The sequence below is a fragment of the Collinsella sp. OM08-14AT genome, from assembly GCF_003438115.1.
In the GTDB taxonomy this organism is placed as follows: domain Bacteria; phylum Actinomycetota; class Coriobacteriia; order Coriobacteriales; family Coriobacteriaceae; genus Collinsella.
Window position 1 is genome coordinate 25,492 of the sequence record NZ_QSTE01000022.1, and the last position, 2,414, is coordinate 27,905.

Below are 2,414 nucleotides of genomic sequence, written 5' to 3' on the forward strand. Positions count from 1 at the left end.
AACCACCCCCGAGGTCCTCGAGGCCGTCAAGAAGATGAAGGGCATGGGCGTGCGCGTCTACGCCATGACCAAGCCCGAGGGCCCCATCGGCCAGGCTGTCGGCGCCGAGAACTGCGTCGCCATGGCTTCTGACCATGGTTCGGGCGGCTGTGAGAAGGGCTACTACCTCGCCGACTGCTTCGGCCTGCGCCTGCTCAACCGCCGCGGCTGCTTCCCCAAGTTTGACCTGTTTATCGAGCAGACCAAGGACATCTGGAAGGACATGCTCGATATCCGCAAGCGCTTCGAGCCGCGCGCCGAGGAGCTCGCCAAGAAGTACGCCCTGGCCCCCTACACCATGTTCATCGGCTCCGGCGCCCTGTGGGGCGAGACCATCCTCTTCTCGATGTGCATCCTGGAGGAGATGCAGTGGAAGCGCACCCGCTACATCACCTCGGCCGACTTCTTCCACGGCACCCTCGAGCTCGTGGAGCCCGGCGTCCCGGTCTTCCTGTTCATGGGCGAGGACGAGAACCGCAAGCTCGACGAGCGCGTCCGCGCGTTCCTGACCCGCGGCGTGACCGGCGACACCGACGTCAACATCATCGACACCGCCGAGTTCGCGATCCCCGGCCTTGACGACGAGTTCCGCGTCATCGTCTCCCCGTGGATTCTGACGGTGCTCGTGACCGACCGCCTGGCTCGCTACTACGAGACGGTCACCAAGCACAACCTCAAGTATCGTCGCTACTATCACCAGTTCGACTACTAAAGAAAACGGGTGCGGGAACGTGCCGGGCTATTGAGAGGAACACAGAATGAGACAGTACATCATCGCCAGCCATGCGCACTTCGCTACCGGCATCAAGGAGAGCGTCGAGCTGCTCTCGGGCGCTCGCGACAACGTCCACGATCTTTCGATGTTCGTCGATGGCCGCATGGACGTGGCCGAGGAGGCCCAAAAACTGCTGGCAGGCATGTCTGCCGACGATGATGTCGTTGTCTGCACCGACCTCTTTGGCGGCAGCGTCAACAACGAGTTCACCAAGATCGTCCAGACGCGTCCCCGCACGTACCTCGTTACCAACATGAACCTTCCTCTCCTCATCCAGTTGCTGTTTTCTGACGAGTCGGCGCCGGTTGAGGAGACGATTCGCGCCATCGTCGCTGCGGACGATACGCGCGTGAAGTTTGTCAGCGATCTTTTGGTCGATGACGACGAGGAAGAAGAGTTCTAATCCGCAGCACCTACTGACACGCCGTAAGACGGCACAAGACCTTTGGGGGGTCACATTATGATTCAGCTACTTCGCGTTGACCATCGCCTGCTTCATGGCCAGGTCGCAGTTTCCTGGGTTCAGGGCCTTGGCTCCAACTGCATCTTCTGCGTGGGCGATAAGGTCGCTAACGACCCGGTGTGGAAGACGACGCTCAAGATGGGCAAGCCTGCCGGCTGCAAGCTCGTCATCAAAGATATGGAGCATGCAATCGAAGCTATCAACTCGGGCGTGACCGACAAGTACAAGATGATCATCTGTGTCGCCACTATTGCTGAGGCAAAGCAGCTCGTTGAGGGCTGCCCGCAGATCAAGTCGGTCAACCTGGGCAACACCAAGCCCAAGGACGAGAAGCGTCCCGATGCGCGTCAGGTCTCTCGTCAGATCTTCCTGACCGCGGCCGAGGAAGCCGATGTGCGCGAGATGCTGGATCGTGGCGTTGAGGTCGAGATTCGACCCCTGGCCGATGACCCCAAGGTTGACTGCGCCAGCGTGCTCTAGGCGTTCAATTTCGAAGAGTCTGAGCTCTTCGTAGTTTCCTATTAGGAAAGGGGGATATATGCTTACCCAAGCAATCCTCATCGGACTTATCGCCGCATTTGGTAAGTTCGACTTCCAGCTCGGTACGCTCTATGCGTTCCGCCCCATCGTCCTGTGCCCGCTCGTGGGCCTGGTGCTGGGGGACCTGCAGTCCGGCCTCGCGATCGGCGCCAGCCTGGAGCTGCTGTTCATGGGCTCGATCTCCATCGGCGCCTACGTGCCGCCTGATGAGACGATCGGCGGCGTGCTCGCCTGCGCCTTCGCTATCCAGCTGGGCCAGAGCACCGAGGCAGCCATCGCGCTTGCCATGCCCATCGCCACGCTGTGCCTTGCCATCAAGAACATCCTCAACGCCGCCCTGCCGATCCTGGTTGACCGCGCTGATGTCTTCTCCGGCCAGGGCAACCTTAAGGGTGTCTATGCGATGCACTTCCTGATCGGTTTGACCGGTATCATCATGGCGTTCCTGCTGTGCTCGCTGTCGTTCTATCTGGGTGCTGACGCCATCCAGGGCATGCTCGACTTCATCCCGCCCTTTGTCCTTGCTGGCTTTGGCGTTGCCGCCAACATCCTGCCTGCCATGGGCTTCGCCATGCTCGGCCGCCTGGTGCTCACCAA

4 protein-coding genes are annotated in these 2,414 nt (G+C 60.5%); all 4 read left to right on the plus strand.

The genetic code is table 11. The features are described 5' to 3' along the window. On the plus strand, positions 1–751 hold a 751-nt coding region (locus tag DXC18_RS09755; protein ID WP_117717003.1), incomplete at its 5' end, for an SIS domain-containing protein. Positions 752–797: 46 nt separating this feature from the next. After that, complete coding sequence (locus DXC18_RS09760) at positions 798–1,217, plus strand: PTS sugar transporter subunit IIA (RefSeq protein ID WP_117717000.1); 420 nt, start codon at positions 798–800, stop codon at positions 1,215–1,217. Between the two features lie 57 nt (positions 1,218–1,274). Beyond that, positions 1,275–1,757: a PTS sugar transporter subunit IIB gene (locus tag DXC18_RS09765; RefSeq protein WP_099432286.1), complete on the plus strand. Its 483-nt coding sequence runs from the start codon at positions 1,275–1,277 to the stop codon at positions 1,755–1,757. Positions 1,758–1,815: 58 nt separating this feature from the next. Beyond that, positions 1,816–2,414, plus strand: a 599-nt coding sequence (locus DXC18_RS09770) for a PTS sugar transporter subunit IIC (protein WP_147326483.1), incomplete at its 3' end; no start/stop codon positions are given.